This is a genomic window from Streptomyces sp. RKAG290, assembly GCF_023701695.1.
GTDB lineage: Bacteria > Actinomycetota > Actinomycetes > Streptomycetales > Streptomycetaceae > Streptomyces.
Map to the genome: position 1 here is coordinate 5,079,224 of NZ_JAJOZC010000001.1, position 16,289 is coordinate 5,095,512.

Annotated in this window: 9 protein-coding genes and 2 pseudogenes; 8 read left to right on the top strand and 3 right to left on the bottom strand. The window is 72.9% G+C overall.

All coding sequences use genetic code 11. The features are described 5' to 3' along the window. Positions 1-110 precede the first annotated feature (110 nt). Together LNW71_RS22335 and hemW are read left to right on the top strand one after the other, a co-directional pair. On the top strand, positions 111-2,015 hold the full coding sequence (locus LNW71_RS22335) for an ATP-binding SpoIIE family protein phosphatase (RefSeq protein ID WP_250972104.1): 1,905 nt from the start codon (positions 111-113) through the stop codon (positions 2,013-2,015). Between the two features lie 72 nt (positions 2,016-2,087). Continuing rightward, positions 2,088-3,320 carry a radical SAM family heme chaperone HemW gene (gene hemW / locus LNW71_RS22340; protein WP_250969849.1) on the top strand — a complete coding sequence of 411 codons (1,233 nt, stop codon included), beginning with the start codon at positions 2,088-2,090 and terminating at the stop codon, positions 3,318-3,320. Between the two features lie 90 nt (positions 3,321-3,410). On the opposite strand, the pseudogene LNW71_RS22345 reads toward hemW, so the two are convergent. The 3 genes and pseudogenes from LNW71_RS22345 to LNW71_RS22355 all read right to left on the bottom strand — a co-directional run bounded on the left by LNW71_RS22345 (position 3,411) and on the right by LNW71_RS22355 (position 7,965). Continuing rightward, a pseudogene (locus LNW71_RS22345) lies at positions 3,411-6,274 on the bottom strand (ABC transporter substrate-binding protein). Positions 6,275-6,398: 124 nt separating this feature from the next. After that, positions 6,399-7,217 carry a DUF3097 domain-containing protein gene (locus tag LNW71_RS22350; protein ID WP_250969850.1) on the bottom strand — a complete coding sequence of 273 codons (819 nt, stop codon included), beginning with the start codon at positions 7,215-7,217 and terminating at the stop codon, positions 6,399-6,401. Positions 7,218-7,242: 25 nt separating this feature from the next. Continuing rightward, entirely contained in the window at positions 7,243-7,965 is a 723-nt protein-coding gene (locus LNW71_RS22355) for an MBL fold metallo-hydrolase (RefSeq protein ID WP_250969851.1), read from the bottom strand. Between the two features lie 185 nt (positions 7,966-8,150). On the opposite strand from LNW71_RS22355, the gene hrcA reads away from it, so the two are divergent. The 6 genes and pseudogenes from hrcA to LNW71_RS22385 all read left to right on the top strand — a co-directional run bounded on the left by hrcA (position 8,151) and on the right by LNW71_RS22385 (position 16,164). Then, the gene (hrcA, locus tag LNW71_RS22360; RefSeq protein WP_250969852.1) at positions 8,151-9,167 is read left to right on the top strand and encodes a heat-inducible transcriptional repressor HrcA; all 1,017 of its coding nucleotides are present in this window, start codon (positions 8,151-8,153) and stop codon (positions 9,165-9,167) included. Next, a complete protein-coding gene (dnaJ, locus tag LNW71_RS22365) occupies positions 9,168-10,304 on the top strand; it encodes a molecular chaperone DnaJ (protein WP_250969853.1) in 1,137 nt (378 codons plus the stop codon). Between the two features lie 113 nt (positions 10,305-10,417). Next, positions 10,418-11,491: a nitronate monooxygenase gene (locus LNW71_RS22370; protein WP_250969854.1), complete on the top strand. Its 1,074-nt coding sequence runs from the start codon at positions 10,418-10,420 to the stop codon at positions 11,489-11,491. Continuing rightward, complete coding sequence (locus LNW71_RS22375) at positions 11,488-12,234, top strand: 16S rRNA (uracil(1498)-N(3))-methyltransferase (RefSeq protein ID WP_250969855.1); 747 nt, start codon at positions 11,488-11,490, stop codon at positions 12,232-12,234. The genes LNW71_RS22370 and LNW71_RS22375 overlap by 4 nt, the downstream gene beginning before the upstream one ends. A gap of 133 nt (positions 12,235-12,367) precedes the next feature. Beyond that, on the top strand, positions 12,368-12,847 hold the full coding sequence (locus tag LNW71_RS22380) for a hypothetical protein (RefSeq protein WP_308294511.1): 480 nt from the start codon (positions 12,368-12,370) through the stop codon (positions 12,845-12,847). Between the two features lie 79 nt (positions 12,848-12,926). Next, positions 12,927-16,164, top strand: a pseudogene (locus LNW71_RS22385) (S41 family peptidase). Positions 16,165-16,289: the final 125 nt, after the last annotated feature.

Consider the following 16,289-nt stretch of genomic DNA (forward strand, 5'->3'; position numbering starts at 1 on the left):
GACGCGTATGGGCTGGGCCGATCTGTCACTCTGTCCGTGTCGTCAGCGGCGCATTGCGAGAACAGGCAGAGCGAGAACAGGTCAGGAGCCGCCCTGTGGGGTCCATTCCCTTGCAGCGGGACATCGTGCAGCGTCCCGGAACCACTGCCGCATCCACGGGCCACGAGCCGGTCGCCCGGACGAGCCTGCCCGGAAACCTGCTCGCGCCCTCCGCGGCCCGGCGGTTCGTCGCGGCCGCGCTCGCCGAGTGGAGCGGGCTGGGGCTGCCCGCGGCCGTGGGATTCAGTGACCGGCTGTCCGACGACGCCGCGGTCGTCGTCAGCGAGCTCGTCACCAACGCCGTCATCCATGCCGGGACCAACGTCGAACTGCTCTTCCGGCTGGAGGAGGCGACCGAGGACGAGGCGTCCGCACTGGTGCTGGAGGTCTCCGACCACCATCCCGCCCGTGCCGTGCGCAGCGAGCGCACCGAAGGCGACGCCGGGCCCGAGAGCCCGGCCGGCCCGGAGCCCGCCGAGTACGGCCGAGGACTGGCGCTCGTCGCCACCCTCGCCGAACGCTGGGGCATCACCTACCGCACCGGCCTCAAGACCGTCTGGGCCCGGCTCCCCGTCGACGACTGGAACCCCTTCGCCGACGCCCGCCCGGAGCCCGGCTTCCAGCAGGGGCTGCGCGCCGCCGAACTCCTGGCCCCCACCGCCAGGCGCGCGCTGCGCGACGACGCGGACTGGGCCGGACGCGGCGCGCTGTCCTTCCTCGCCGAGGCCTCCGACCTGCTGGCCGGCCAGCTCGACGAGGACATCGTGGCCGCGCTCGCCGGACAGTTACTCGTGCCCCGGCTCGCCGACTGGTGCGCGATCTGGCTGGAGCCCGAGAGCGGCGGCCGCGCGGCCGTCCCGCGGCTCGCCAAGGTCTGGCACATCGACGAGACCCGCACCGACCCGCTGCGCACGCTGCTGGAGGGGGACCCGCTCCGGCTGCCCGAGCGGGTCGGCACCGGACCCGTCTCCATCCCGTGGCCCGGGAGCGCGGAGGACGGCGCGGTCCCGGACGGCAGCGATGGCGTCGCGCTCGCGTACCGGATCACCTCCGGCGGCCGCACGCTCGGCGCCGTACTCGTCGGCCGTGAGGGCATCGCCCGCGTCCCCGACGAGGTGACCGCCCTGATCGAGGACTTCGTCCGCCGGGTCGGCCTCGCCGTCGGCGCCGCCCGCGCCTACACCCGGCAGGCCACCATCAGCCGCATCCTGCAGCGCGGGCTGCTGCCCAGCAAGGTCGCCGAGATACCTGGGGTCGCCAGCTCGCTGGTGTACGAACCCAGCGACGACGGCGTGGTCGGCGGTGACTTCTACGACATCTTCCCGTGCCCCGGCGACCGCTGGTGCTTCGTCCTGGGAGACGTCCAGGGCAGCGGCCCCGAGGCCGCCGTCGTGACGGGGCTGGCCCGCCCCTGGCTCCGGCTGCTGGCCCGCGAGGGCTTCCAGGTCGGCGAGGTCCTGGTCCGGCTCAACCGGCTGCTCCTGGACGACGCGATGGAGGCCGCCGAGGCCGCGGCCCTCATGGTCGCCGCCGCGGGCGGGCAGCAGTCGGCGGACAGCGGACCCCGGTTCCTGTCCCTGCTGTACGGGGAGCTCGTCCCGCTGCCCGGCGGCGGCGCGCGCTGCACCCTGGCGAGCGCGGGCCATCCGCTGCCGCTGCTGCTGCGCCCGGACGGCACGGTCCGGGCCGCCGCCGAGCCGCAGCTGCTGCTCGGCGTCGTCGACGACGCCGTGTACGAGAGCCAGAGCTTCGACCTGGCACCCGGCGACAGCCTGCTGTGCGTCACCGACGGGGTGACGGAGCGGCGCTCGGGCCCGGTGATGTTCGACGACGGCGACGGCCTGGCACAGGCGCTGGCAGGCTGCACCGGGCTGAGTGCCGAAGGGATCGCGGAGCGCATCAACCAGGCCGTGCACTCCTTCGCCGAGCGCCCGCCGGACGACGACCTGGCGCTGCTGGTGCTGCAGGCCCAGTAGCGGCCCGTCCCGGGAACAGGGCCGGGCAGGGGGTGGCGTCCGGGTGCCGGGCGGCGCGCGACAATGGACGGTATGCCTTCCGTACTGCCCGATGGTGAGCCCGTGCCCGACGACGGGGCACTGCCCCGCCATGCCCTGGAAGGCGCCGCCGACCGCCCGCTCGGCTTCTACCTGCACGTGCCCTACTGTGCGACCCGCTGCGGCTACTGCGACTTCAACACCTACACCGCGACCGAGCTGCGCGGCTCCGGCGGCGCGCTGGCCTCCCGGGACAACTACGCCTCCCACCTGACCGGCGAGGTGCGCCAGGCCCGCAAGGTGCTCGGCGACGACCCCCGGCAGGTCCGCACGGTCTTCGTCGGCGGCGGTACCCCGACCCTGCTGGCCGCTGCCGATCTCGTCAGCATGCTGGCCGCGATCCGGGAGGAGTTCGGGCTCGCGGACGACGCCGAGATCACCACCGAGGCCAACCCGGAGTCCGTCTCCCCGGCGTACCTGGCCGAGCTGCGCGAGGGCGGCTTCAACCGGATCTCCTTCGGGATGCAGAGCGCCCGGCAGCACGTACTGAAGATCCTGGACCGCACCCATACCCCCGGCCGGCCCGAGGCCTGTGTCGCCGAGGCGCGGGCGGCCGGCTTCGAGCACGTCAACCTCGACCTGATCTACGGCACCCCGGGGGAGTCCGACGACGACTGGCGGGCCTCCCTGGACGCGGCGATCGGCGCCGGGCCCGACCACGTCTCGGCCTACGCCCTGATCGTCGAGGAGGGCACCCAGCTGGCCCGCCGGATCAAGCGCGGCGAGATCCCGATGACGGACGACGACGCGCACGCCGACCGCTACCTGATCGCGGACGAGGCGATGGCCGCCGCGGGCTTCTCCTGGTACGAGGTGTCGAACTGGTCCAGGACCCCCGAAGGCCGCTGCCTGCACAACGAGCTGTACTGGCGCGGGGCCGACTGGTGGGGCGCAGGACCGGGCGCGCACAGCCATGTCGGCGGTGTGCGGTGGTGGAACGTGAAGCACCCGGGGGCGTACGCGCAGGCGCTGGCCGAGGGGCGCTCGCCGGGGGCGGGGCGCGAGATCCTCTCCGCCGAGGACCGCCGGGTCGAACGCATCCTGCTGGAGCTGCGCCTCTCCGACGGCTGCCCGCTGTCCCTCCTCGCCCCGGCCGGGCTCACGGCGGCCCGGCGGGCGGTGGACGACGGCCTGCTGGAGTCCGGGCCCTTCGGGGACGGGATGGCCGTGCTGACACTGTGGGGACGGCTGCTGGCCGACGCGGTGGTACGCGACCTCGTGGACTGAGCGGGGGTCCACGCACGCGTGGGCCCGGTATGCGGGGCCCGAGGACGCGGGGCCCGAGGACGCGGGGCCCGAGGACGCGGGGCCCGCTGATCACCCCACCGGGCACGCGCGCGGTGTGAGCGCGTGGGCACCGGCCGCCCGGCCGCAGATGATCCTGCTGTGGATCCGGCCGTCGGGATAGGTGATCTCGACGACGTCGAGACCGTGCCCGGCCTGGGCCTCGTACGGGATGAAGCCGCGGAAGGTGATCGTGCCGGTGGGCATGGTCTGCAGGTTCACCGCGTACAGGTTCGCCCAGGTCTCGGCGGAGCTGTTGACCGCGTCCCCGTGGCTGGCGGCGTCGTACAGGGCGGCCGTCGCGCTGTAGGAGATGACCGACTGGCCGCTGGCGAACAGGTCGTCCTCGTAGGGCCTGGCGTCCGGCAGCCGCGGCAGGGACCTGCCCGCGGGCAGCAGTTCCTCCAGCGCCCGCCGCGCCTCCGCGTAGAAGCCGTCGGCCCGTCCGCGGCCCATCGGGGCGAGCGCCGTGTGGTAGAGCGTGACGTCCTCGGTGAGGTCCGTGCTGTCGTCGAAACGCGCCTTGGTCAGGTCGTCGCCGGTGAAGACCGTGATGGGCTTCCCCGAGCAGCCCTGCGCCAGCCGGCCCATCAGGTTGTTCACGTCCTCGACCCGGCCGGCGAAGTACAGGGCGTCCGGTGCCGGGTCCGCCTCACAGATCCGCTGCACCGGCTTGTCCAGGTCGGCGCTGCTGCGGCGGCCGAGGCCGTACTCCGCCAGCGGGGCCAGCGCGAACCCGGCCTTCTTCAGCATCGCGCGGCCCACCTTGCGCTGCTCCAGCGTGTACCGGTCCTTGTCGTTGTTCCCGAGCCTGCGGGACAGCACGAGGGCCCGCGGGTGCGGGGACTTCCGGGCCACCTGCCCGGCCACCAGGCCCAGTGCGTCCGCCTGCTCCTCGTCGGTCGCCGCGATGCCGAAGTAGTTCGAGTAGCCCTGCGCCAGATAGCCACCGGAGTTGGTGGTGTCCACCACCGGGAGGCCGGCCTGCTGGAGCAGCTCGGTCGCCCTGGGACTGTCCGTCGTGTCGCGCCCGAGCCCCACCACGCCGACGACCGAGCGGTCCCTTCCGGCCACCTCGATGATCTTCCGCACCGCCGGGATCTGCTGGAGCATGTCCTGCCCGCCGTTGGCGGTCAGCACCCTGAGCTTCACGGAGAAGTCCAGCTTGTTGGTGTGGTGCTGGTACAGATAGACGCCGGTCAGCTCCTCCAGCGCCTTGCGGGTGCGCTCCTTCGACGAGGAAGTGAACGGGCCCGCGTAGATGACGGTGACGTACTTGTCCCCGGGCTCGATGGCGGCGTTCTCCTGTGCCACCGCCCGCTCGATCCGGTCGAAGGTGACTCCCTCGCCGGCGCCGTCCAGCATCAGGTCGTTGCCCGCCGCGAAACGCACCTGCGTGGTCGTCGACACGCCTATGCACTCCTTCGCCCCGCCGTCCGGGCCGGCGAGCTCCACCGAGTCCGTGTTCACGTCGGTGAGCGGACCGTGGCAGTACCGGTTCTCCAGGTGGTTGCTCAGCAGGAAGGTGCCCAGCAGCGCCCCGACGAGGAGGCACGCGAGCGTCGTACGGGACATCACCCACCAGATCCACGTCCGGCGCACCCGCACCGTGACGAGCTGGGCATGGCCGTGCTCGTGGGTCAGCTGCTCGGTCGACAGCGGCAGGCGCAGCACCCAGGCGAGCGTGGCGGCGGCCGAGGGGACTGGCCGACGCTGAGGTGGCTGATCCAGTTCTCGTAACGGGCCCGTGCCGCACCGCTGTGCGTGGGCAGCGGCTCGGCGGGCAGCGGCGGGGTGTGCCGCAGTATCTCGGCCGCGGGCAGCGAGGCCAGCAACAGCAGCGGATCCACCTCGCTGCGCCGGGAACGCACGTTGTTGATGGCGTTGATCAGCTGGATGCCGCCGTTGCTCTGCCCGGCGGTGGGCAGGAAGACCACCGGTGGAACGGTGCGCTTCCCGCGCCGCCAGTCCAGGGTGTGCGGGCGGTAGTTGTTCCGCAGGTCCTCCAGCAGCGCCTGGACCCGTAGCTCCAGATGGAACTGACGGGACCGCTCGTCGCCCGCCGACGCGTCGGCCACCCGCCCCGCGACGACCGCGGCCCGGGCCCGGATCACCCGCCACGACCCGCTGGGCGAGAACCGGGACCAGCCGTCGGACGGGTATCCGGTGCTGGCCGCCGCCAGCGACGAGGTGGTGGCGAACCACCTGCTGGCCCGCCGCAGCCACAGCAGCGGCGGCGCCGACGTCGTCACCAGCCGTACGACGGCGAGCCCGAGCACCGCGCCCACGGCCACCAGGGCGGTGGGCACCCAGCCGATCTCGCCGAGCAGGACGCCGAGCACCGCGATGACGACGGCCCCGAGGAACGTCTCCGGCCGCACCGACTCCCGGAACGCGGTCCACCAGTTCTGCCGGCCGCGCCGGCTGGCCCGCCAGCGCAGCGTGCTCAGCTGCTCCAGGATGCGGTCGTCCCGGTCGTCGGGGGAGCCGCCCTGATCCGGCTGCCGGACCACGGCGGCGGTGGCCTGCTCGATGGCGCCGAGCAGCCGCGAGCGGGGAAAGGTGAAGGGCTTGTACTGCGAGCCGCCCCGGGTCTCCCAGGGCTTCTCGGTCAGCGTGCGGACCATGTCGAGGGCCGCTTCGTACGGTGTCCCGCCGCGGCCGTCGAGCAGCTTCAGCGGGACGCGGCGCAGCTGGTTGGCCCGGTGGATCTGGCGCACGATCTGCCCGACCCTGGCGTCCACGGCCGACGGCACGTCGGCGTCGGCGGCCTGGAGGACGACCAGCGGCATCACCGGCCGGTTGTCCCGGTAGCGGTCGATGAGCTGCTGCACGAAGTGGAAGACGGCGGAGGCCGCCTCGTTCTCCGCACTGTCCCGCCAGACTTCGCGCGCCATCGCCCCCGTGCCTTCCCTCGCGCCCTCGTGAAAAGAGCCAGGCACACTCAATAACCGATGATGCGTGCGAGGCGCAGGCATTCGTCGGGATCAGGCCAGGATTGGCGGGAAGATCCGCCGGACATCAGTCGGGAAGCGTGACGAAATCGATCAATTCCTCTACGCGTCCCAGCAGTTCGGGCTCCAGGTCCCGGTAGGAGCGGACCGTGGAGAGGATCCGCTGCCAGGCCGCGCCGGTGTTCTCCGGCCACCCCAGCGAACGGCACACGCCCGTCTTCCAGTCCTGACCGCGCGGCACCACCGGCCAGCCGGCGATCCCCACGGACGAGGGCTTCACCGCCTCCCACACGTCGATGTACGGATGGCCGACCACCAGCACGTTCCCGTCCGAGATCTGCGCCGCGATGCGGGACTCCTTGGACCCCGGCACCAAATGGTCGACCAGCACACCGAGGCGCGCGTCCGGGCCGGGGGAGAACTCGCGCACGATCGCCGGGAGGTCGTCGATGCCCTCCAGGTACTCCACGACCACACCCTCGATCCGTAGGTCGTCGCCCCAGACCCGCTCGACCAGCTCCGCGTCGTGCCGGCCCTCCACGTAGATCCGCCCCGCCCGCGCCACCCGAGCCCGGGCCCCGGGCACCGCCACCGAGCCGGAAGCCGTACGGGCGGGCCGGACGGGGCCACCGGACGAGGGCCGCACGAGCGTCACCACCCGGCCCTCCAGCAGGAAGCCGCGCGGCTCCATCGGGAAGACCCGGTGCTTGCCGAACCGGTCCTCCAGGGTCACCGTCGGACCGGCGGCCGTCTTCTCGCAGCGGATCACCGCACCGCAGAAGCCGGTGGTGACCTCCTCCACGACCAGATCCGGATCGGCGGGCACCTCGGGGGCGGGGGCGGACTTCTTCCACGGCGGGGTCAGGTCCGGCTGATAGCTGCGCATCGGACGACGATAGGACGGGACGGGCTCACGACACGCCGAACCGGGCCGCCAATGCGTCGCGCTGTGCCCGGACGAAGGCGGCGTCCACCACCGCACCGTGCCCCGGCACGTACAGCGCGTCCTCGCCGCCCAGGGCCAGCAGCCGGTCCAGCGCCGCCGGCCAGCGCGAGGTGACCGCGTCCGATCCGGCCTGCGGCTCGCCCGACTCCTCGACCAGGTCGCCGCACAGGACGACCGCGGGCGATCCGGGCACCAGCACGGCGAGGTCCTGGCCGCTGTGCCCGGGACCCACGTCGGCCAGCAGCACCTCACGGCCGCCGCCCAGGTCGAGCGTCCACTGCCCGCAGACCTGGTGGTGCGGGGCCACCAGCACGTCCACGGCCTCGGCCGCGTCCGGCTCGGACACGCCGTGCCGCACCGCGGAACGGTGCAGGTCCTCCGTTCCGGTCCGCAGCAGGTCCGTCAGGCCGGCCGCCCCGTACACCTGGGCCCCGGCGAAGGCGGCGGTGCCCAGCACGTGGTCGAAGTGCGGATGACTCAGTGCGATATGTGTCACCCTCCGGCCGAGCAGCCCCTGGATCTGGCCGCGCAGTTCGACGCCTTCCCGCAGGGTCGAACCCGTGTCGCAGAGAAGGACCCCGTCCGTTCCGACCACCAGTGCGACCGTCGCGTCCCAACGGGGCAGCCGCCGCCGGCCCACTCCGTCACCCAACCGCTCCCAGCCGAACTCTTCCCAAGTGGCGTCCATACCGCGACGCTATCGGCAACGACCTGCGCAGTCGCGGGGTAGCGTGGCCGGTCGCCCTTGCTAGGGGGCCACCTCGTCGCCGTACACTGACCGGGGGATTACTGGCACTCGTACACACAGAGTGCCAGGAGGAGTCCCGGGAACGGCCCGAGATCGACCGAGGTAGACAGCTGGAGGTGTGCGCGATGCTCAGCGAACGCAGACTCGAAGTGCTGCGCGCCATCGTCCAGGACTATGTCGGCACCGAGGAGCCCGTCGGCTCCAAGGCGCTCACGGAGCGGCACAATCTGGGGGTCTCCCCGGCCACCGTCCGCAACGACATGGCGGTGCTGGAGGACGAGGGCTTCATCGCCCAGCCCCACACCAGCGCGGGGCGCATCCCGACGGACAAGGGCTACCGGCTCTTCGTCGACCGGCTCGCGGGCGTCAAGCCCCTGTCGTCGCCGGAGCGCCGTGCCATTCAGAATTTCCTCGACGGCGCGGTCGACCTCGACGATGTCGTGGGTCGCACCGTACGGCTGCTCGCGCAGCTGACCCGGCAGGTCGCCGTCGTGCAGTACCCCTCGCTGACCCGCTCGACGGTGCGGCACGTGGAGTTGTTGTCACTGGCGCCCGCCCGGCTGATGCTCGTGCTGATCACGGACACCGGCCGGGTCGAACAAAGGCTCGTCGACTGCCAGACGCCGTTCGGCGAGACCTCTCTCGCCGATCTGCGGGCCCGGCTCAACAGCCGGGTCGTGGGACGCCGCTTCGCGGACGTCCCGCAACTGGTGCAGGACCTGCCGGAATCCTTCGAGAGCGAGGACCGGGCGACCGTGTCCACCGTGCTCTCGACCCTGCTCGAAACCCTCGTCGAGGAGACGGAGGAGCGGCTGATCATCGGCGGCACCTCCAACCTCACGCGCTTCGGGCACGACTTCCCTGTGATGATCCGGCCGGTGCTGGAGGCATTGGAGGAGCAGGTCGTGCTGCTGAAGCTGCTCGGCGAGGCCAAGGACTCGGGCATGACCGTACGAATCGGGCACGAGAACGCCCACGAGGGACTCAACTCCACGTCCGTCGTCGCGGTCGGCTACGGTTCGGGCGACGAAGCAGTCGCCAAACTCGGCGTGGTCGGACCGACCCGCATGGACTACCCCGGAACGATGGGAGCGGTACGCGCAGTGGCACGTTACGTCGGACAGATCCTGGCGGAGTCGTAAGTGGCCACGGACTACTACGCCGTACTAGGCGTGCGCCGCGACGCATCTCAGGACGAGATCAAGAAGGCCTTCCGGCGGCTCGCTCGCGAGCTGCACCCGGATGTGAACCCCGATCCGAAGACCCAGGAGCGGTTCAAGGAGATCAACGCCGCTTACGAGGTGTTGTCGGACGCTCAGAAGAAGCAGGTCTACGACCTCGGCGGTGACCCGCTGTCCGCCTCGGGCGGAGGTGGCGCGGGCGGATTCGGACAGGGTGGCTTCGGCAACTTCTCCGACATCATGGACGCGTTCTTCGGCACGGCGTCGCAGCGCGGACCCCGTTCGCGCACCCGGCGCGGCCAGGACGCCATGATCCGTCTGGAGATCGACCTCTCCGAGTCGGCCTTCGGGACGACCAAGGACATCCAGGTCGACACGGCAGTCGTCTGTACGACCTGCAACGGCGAGGGCGCCGCACCCGGCACCTCCGCCCAGACCTGTGACATGTGCCGCGGCCGCGGCGAGGTCTCCCAGGTCACCCGGTCGTTCCTCGGCCAGGTCATGACCTCACGGCCCTGCCCGCAGTGCCAGGGCTTCGGCACGGTCGTGCCGACCCCGTGCCCGGAGTGCGCCGGTGACGGCCGCATCCGCTCACGGCGCACGCTCACCGTGAAGATCCCCGCCGGTGTCGACAACGGCACCCGGATCCAGCTCGCGGGCGAGGGCGAGGTCGGCCCCGGCGGCGGCCCCGCCGGCGACCTCTACGTCGAGATCCACGAGCTGCCGCACGCGGTGTTCCAGCGGCGCGGAGACGACCTGCACTGCACGGTCACCATCCCGATGACCGCGGCGGCCATCGGCACCAAGGTGCCGCTGGAGACGCTCGACGGCCTGGAGGAGGTGGACATCAGGCCGGGCACCCAGTCCGGCCAGTCCGTCCCGCTCCACGGGCGCGGCATCACCCACCTGCGGGGCGGCGGGCGCGGCGACCTGATCGTGCACGTCGAGGTGATGACCCCGACGAAGATGGACCCGGAACAGGAACGCCTCCTGCGGGAGCTGGCGAAGCTGCGCGGCGAGGAGCGGCCCACCGGGCAGTTCCAGCCCGGCCAGCAGGGCCTGTTCTCGCGTCTGAAGGACGCGTTCAACGGCCGGTAGGACCGCGTGACGATGCCGTACGGGCCCGGTTTCCGGGCCCGTACGGCATTGCGGACATAACGCGGCCACGGGGTGCGAAGCACGGGGCAGGAAGGACATGACACGATGCGGTCATGCCCTCCGCGTTGACCGATCTCAGCCGGTATCCGATCGTGCAGGCCCCGATGGCGGGCGGAGTCTCCTGCCCGCAGCTCGTCGCGGCCGTGGCCGAGGCCGGCGGTCTCGGCTTCCTGGCTGCCGGGTACAAGACCGCGGACGGCATGTACGACGAGATCAAGCAGCTGCGCGCACTGACCGGGCAGCCCTTCGGCGTCAACCTCTTCATGCCGCAGCCGACCGTCGCCGACCCGAGCGCCGTCGCCGTCTACCGGCACCAGCTCGCCGGTGAGTCCGCCTGGTACGAGACCCCGCTCGGCGAGAGCGATTCCTGCGGCGACGACGGCTACGAGGCCAAGCTCGCCATCCTGCTGGAGGACCCGGTCCCGGTCGTCTCCTTCACCTTCGGCTGCCCCACCCGCGACACCCTCGACGCGTTCGCCGCGGTGGGCACGTACACCGTCGTGACGGTCACCACGCCCGAGGAGGCCCAGGCCGCGCAGTGGGCGGGCGCCGACGCCGTCTGTGCCCAGGGCGTCGAGGCGGGCGGCCACCAGTCCACCCACCGCGACGACCCGGAGGCCGACGGTCTCGGTACGGGACTGCTCTGCCTGGTGGCCCAGGTGTGCGAGACCGTCCAGATCCCGGTCATCGCCACCGGCGGGCTGATGCGCGGCTCCCAGATCGCCGCGGTGCTCGCCGCGGGTGCCGAGGCGGCGCAGCTCGGCACCGCCTTCGTGATCTGCCCGGAGTCGGGCGCCCCTCTGCTGCACAAGCAGGCCCTGACCAACCCGCTCTTCGTCCGCACGACCCTGACCAGGGCGTTCTCCGGGCGCCCGGCCCGCGGTCTGGTCAACCGCTTCGTACGCGAGCACGGACCGTACGCCCCCGCCGCCTACCCGCAGGTCCACCAGCTGACCGCCGCGCTGCGCGCGGCGGCGGCCAAGGCCGGCGACGCGCAGGGCATGGCGTTGTGGGCGGGCCAGGGGCACCGGATGGCGCGCGAGCTGCCGGCCGGCCGGCTGGTCGGACTGCTCGCCGAGGAACTGGACGCCGCACGGGCGGCAGTGAGCACAAGGAGCACGCAGTGACGGCACCCGTCTTCGTCGTCGATCGGATGCCCCAGGGCCCCGGGTTCGTCCTGGAGGGGCCGGAGGGGCGGCACGCCGTCTCGGTGAAGCGCCTGCGCGCCGGTGAGGACGTCGTCCTGACGGACGGCCTGGGCCACTGGGCGCAGGGCGTCGTGACGGCGGCCGAGGGCAAGGACCGGCTGGTCCTCACCGGCCTGGAGCCCGTGCACGAGGAACCCCGGCCCGACGTCCGCATCACCGTCGTACAGGCCCTGCCCAAGGGCGACCGCGGCGAGGTCGCCGTCGAGACGATGACGGAGACCGGTGTCGACGCGATCGTGCCGTGGCAGGCCGGGCGCTGCATCACCCAGTGGAAGGGCGACCGCGGAATCAAGGCCCTGGCGAAGTGGCGCAGCACGGCCCGCGAGGCCGGCAAGCAGTCGCGCCGGGTGCGGTTCCCCGAGGTGGCGGACGCGATGACGACCAAGCAGGTTGCCGCACTTGTGGCCACGGCCGGCTTCGCGGCCGTGCTGCACGAGGACCGCGGGCATGACAGCGAGCCGCTGGCCACCGTCGCACTGCCCGATGAGGGCGAGATCGTGCTGGTCGTCGGCCCCGAGGGGGGCGTCTCGCCCGACGAACTGGCCGCGTTCGCCGCCGCCGGCGCCCGGACCTGCCGGCTCGGGCGCAGCGTCCTGCGCACCTCGACGGCGGGCACGGCGGCCGCGGCCCTGCTGCTCGGCCGCACCGGCCGCTGGTCCTGATTCCCGCCGTTTCCCGAAGCGGTGGCCAGTTCTGGCTGCAAGCGGTCTACCGCCACGTCAGGAGCGGTGGGAAGCTGCCCGTATGGGGACATCGAGGGCATGGCGCAGCAGAAGGACCCGTCGCTTTCCGGCCGTGATCTGTCTGGCGGGCGCGGTCGTCGCCGGCCTGGCGGCCTGCGACCCCGTCGACGGGCTGAACACCGCGTCCATCGCCGTGACCACGGACCGCACCGGCACCCGCGCCCTGGAGCACGAGGGGGTCGACGTCCAGTGGCTGAGCTGCACGGCCCGCACCGGCGGAGGAGGGGGCGGGGCGTCCGCGTCCCGGTCCGGTTCACCCACCGCCACCCGCCGGGTCGCCGACGTCGACTGCCACGGACGCACCAAGGAGGGCAAGGACATCAGCCTCTCCGGCAAGGTCGACCGGGAGGTCGAAGGCCGTTGCGTACGCGGCGACATGACCGCCCAGGCGGACGGGAGGACCGTCTTCCGCGCCACGATGCTCGGCAACTGCGACGCGGCGCCGTCGACCCCCGCGGCGGGCAACGGCGGGGGAGGTTCCCGGCCGACCGCGACCGTGACCGTCACGGTGACGGCGTACCCGGGCAAGTGAGCGTGCCGGGCAACCGGTACGGGGCGGACTCCGGCCAACTCCGTTCCACGCGACACAGCCGCGCCCTAGGGTGATCGATGTGACGCAGCCTTCCTACCTCCGCTATCCCCATGTCCAGGGCGACTTGGTCGCCTTCACCGCCGAGGACGATGTCTGGCTGGCGCCGCTCGACGGCGGCCGAGCCTGGCGTGTCAGCGCCGACAACAGCCCCGTCACCGAGCCCCGGATCTCTCCCGACGGGGAACTCGTCGCCTGGACCTCCACCCGCGACGGGGCACCCGAGGTGCATCTGGCCCCGGCCGACGGCGGCCCCGCCAGGCGGCTGACCTACTGGGGCGACGCGCGGACAGCCGTACGCGGCTGGACCCCCGAAGGCGAAGTGCTGGTCACCAGTACCCAGGGCCAGGTCTCACTGCGCCGCAGCTGGGCCAGGGCCGTCCCGGTGGACGGCGGCCCGGCACGGACCCTGCCGTACGGGCCGGTCGGATCACTCGCGTACGGGCCCGGCGGACGGGTCCTGCTGCTGTCCATGACCATGGGGCGCGAGGCAGCCAAGTGGAAGCGCTACCGGGGCGGTACGGCCGGCAAGCTCTGGATCGCCGCCGGTGGCGGCGGGACCCCGGGCGACGGGACGCCGGAGGAATTCGTCCGGGTCCACGAGGACCTCGACGGCAACATCGAGTGCCCGATGTGGGTGGGGGAGCACATCGCCTTCCTCTCCGACCACGAAGGCGTCGGAGCGCTCTACTCCTCCCTCCCGACGGCACCGGCCTGCGCCGGCACACCGGCACCGAGGGCTTCTACGCCCGGCACGCCACCACCGACGGCACCCGGGTCGTCTACGCGTCCGCCGGCGAACTGTGGCTCCTGGACAGCCTGGACAGCGACGGACCCCGCCGCCTCGACATCCGGCTCGGCGGCCAGCGCGCAGACCTGCAGCCGCATCCCGTGCACGCCGGCAGCCACCTGCACACCGCGTCCCCGGACCGCACCGGCCGCGGCAGCGCGGTCGGCTCCCGCGGAGCCGTCCACTGGGTCACCCACCGCGAGGGGCCGGCCCGCGCACTCGCCGTGGAACCCGGGGTACGGGCCAGGCTGCCCCACACCTTCCAGGCCGACGGCGAGCAGCACGTCGTCTGGGTGACCGACGCCGAGGGCGACGACGCGCTGGAATGCGCACCCGCCACCGGGACCGCCCCCGACGCCGTACCGCGCCGCCTCGCGGCCGGCCGGATCGGCCGGGTCCTCGACCTGGCACCCGCCCCGACGGCAGCCGGTTCGCCGTCGCGGCCCACGACGGACGGGTACTGATCGTCGAACGGGACAGCGGCGAGGTCCACGAGGTGGACCGCAGCGAGCACGGCGACGCGTCCGGGCTCGTCTTCTCCCCCGACTCCTCCTGGCTCGCCTGGTCCCACCCCGGCCCCGAGCCGCTGAGCCAGCTCCGGCTCGCCCACCTCGCGGACATGACGGTCGCCGAGGCCACACCGCTGCGGTTCCGGGACTTCGCACCCGCCTTCACCGGTGACGGGAAGCACCTGGCCTTCCTCTCCGAGCGGGCCTTCGACCCGGTCTACGACGCGCACGTCTTCGACCTGGCCTTCATCGGCGCGTGCCGCCCGCACCTGCTGACGCTCGCCGCGACCACCCCCTCCCCGTTCGGCCCGCAGCTCCACGGCCGCCCGACCGAGAAGGAGAAGAGCGGCGAGGGCGAGGACAACCCCACCGCGCTCCCGGTGACCCGCATCGACCTGGACGGACTCGCCGACCGCATCGAGCCGCTGCCCGTCGAGGCCGGCGGGTACTCCTCGCTGCGCGCCGCGAAGGACGGCCTGCTCTGGCTGCGCCACCCGGTGACCGGTGTCCTCGGCACGAGCGCCGCCACGCCGGCCGCCCGCCGCCCCGAGACCGTCCTGGAGCGGTACGACCTGGAGAAGCTGCGCTGCGAGGAACTCGCCTCCGACATCAGCCGGTTCGCGGTCAGCGGCGACGGCAAGCGGCTGGTGCTGCACAGCCACGGGAAACTCCGCGTCGTCCCCTCCGACAGCCGCGCCCCGGGAGGCTTCGACGACGACCACGACGGCGAAGGCGCCATCGCCGTCGACCTGTCCCGGATCCGCCGCACCATCGATCCGGCCGCCGAATGGCGGCAGATGTACGCCGAGGCCGGCCGCATCATGCGGGACAACTTCTGGCACCCCGACATGGGCGGCATCGACTGGGACGGCGTCCTGGACCGCTACCGGCCGGTGCTGGAACGCGTCGCCACCCACGACGACCTGATCGACCTGCTGTGGGAGGTGCAGGGCGAACTCGGCACCTCCCACGCCTATGTGACCCCGTCCGGCGGCTGGCGCGACGACTCGGCCCGCCAGGGGCTGCTCGGTGCCGACATCTCCCGTGCGGACGACGGCAGGTGGCGCATCGACCGGATCCTGCCGTCCGAGACCTCCGACCCCGCGGCCCGGGCGCCGCTCGCCGCGCCGGGCGTCGCCGTCCGCGCCGGGGACGCGATCCTGGCCGCCGACGGCCACCCCGTCGACCGCGTCACCGGCCCCGGCCCGCTGCTCACCGGCTCGGCCGGCCACCCGGTCGAGCTGACCGTCCTGCCGGCCGACGGCGGCGACCCGCGCCATGTCGTGGTCGTACCGATCGCCGACGAGGAGGCGCTGCGCTACCACGCGTGGGTCGCCGACCGGCGCGCATACGTCCACGAGCACTCCGGCGCACGCCTCGGCTACATCCACGTCCCCGACATGGCCGGCCCGGGCTGGGCGCAGATCCACCGCGACCTGCGCACCGAGGTCGTCCGCGAGGGGCTGGTGGTGGACATACGGGAGAACCGCGGCGGACACACCTCGCAGCTGGTCGTGGAGAAGCTGGCCCGCCGCATCGTCGGCTGGGACGTGCCCCGCGGCAAGCAGCCGTCCAGCTACCCGGGCGACGCGCCGCGCGGTCCGGTCGTGGCCGTCGCGAACGAGTTCTCCGGCTCGGACGGCGACATCGTGAACGCGGCGATCAAGGCGCTGGGCATCGGCCCGGTGGTCGGCGTGCGCACCTGGGGCGGCGTGGTGGGCATCGACAGCCGGTACCGGCTGGTCGACGGCACGCTGGTCACGCAGCCGAAGTACGCGTTCTGGATGGAGGGGTACGGATGGGGCGTCGAGAACCACGGCGTCGATCCGGACGTCGAGGTCGTCATGGCGCCGCAGGACCATGCGGCGGGGCGTGACCCGCAGCTGGACGAGGCGATCCGGATCGCGCTGGAGTCCCTGGCCCGGACCCCGGCGAGGACGGCCCCGGCGCTGCCGGAGTGATGCCGGAGGGCGGCGGGAGCCCAGCGGCAGGGACAGGCCCCTTCGGCGGCTGGGCAACGGGGTTTCGGGGGCAGCACCCCCGAAACCCCCCGGCCCCGCCCGCTAGGCTGCCCCCGTAACGGATC

Coding starts and splice junctions, on each gene's coding strand:
- hemW (WP_250969849.1), top strand. CDS start 2,088: ATGCCTTCCGTACTGCCCGATGGTGAGCCCGTGCCCGACGACGGGGCA.
- LNW71_RS22350 (WP_250969850.1), bottom strand. CDS start 7,217: ATGCGCAGCTATCAGCCGGACCTGACCCCGCCGTGGAAGAAGTCCGCC.
- LNW71_RS22355 (WP_250969851.1), bottom strand. CDS start 7,965: ATGGACGCCACTTGGGAAGAGTTCGGCTGGGAGCGGTTGGGTGACGGA.
- hrcA (WP_250969852.1), top strand. CDS start 8,151: ATGCTCAGCGAACGCAGACTCGAAGTGCTGCGCGCCATCGTCCAGGAC.
- LNW71_RS22370 (WP_250969854.1), top strand. CDS start 10,418: ATGCCCTCCGCGTTGACCGATCTCAGCCGGTATCCGATCGTGCAGGCC.